We start from the raw sequence: 235 nt of genomic DNA, 5'->3' as shown, positions 1-235 counted from the left end.
CCGCTACGGCGACCAGGGCGGCGCCTACTTCGGAGCCCAGAAGGCCAACGAGCCGCTCCACATCCAGTACTCCTACGACAACCGCTCCGTCGTCGTCGTGAACCAGCGAACCGGATCGGCCCAGGGACTGACCGCGCACGTCGACCTCTACAACACCGACGGCACCCCCCGGTTCCACAAGGACGCCACCGTCTCATCCGTCCCCGGCGACGGCGGCAAGGCGGAAGCCCTCACC

Annotated in this window: 1 protein-coding gene; it reads left to right on the top strand. The window is 68.5% G+C overall.

What is annotated here, in order from left to right; genetic code table 11:
- Positions 1-235: hypothetical protein (locus tag IH61_RS42330; RefSeq protein WP_037974253.1), on the top strand; the 235-nt coding region annotated here is incomplete at both ends.

The organism is Streptomyces sp. NRRL WC-3742 (assembly GCF_000720635.1).
Lineage (GTDB): Bacteria > Actinomycetota > Actinomycetes > Streptomycetales > Streptomycetaceae > Kitasatospora.
Note: the sequence above shows the minus strand (reverse complement) of the source record. Positions and strands in the feature narration are given on the sequence as shown.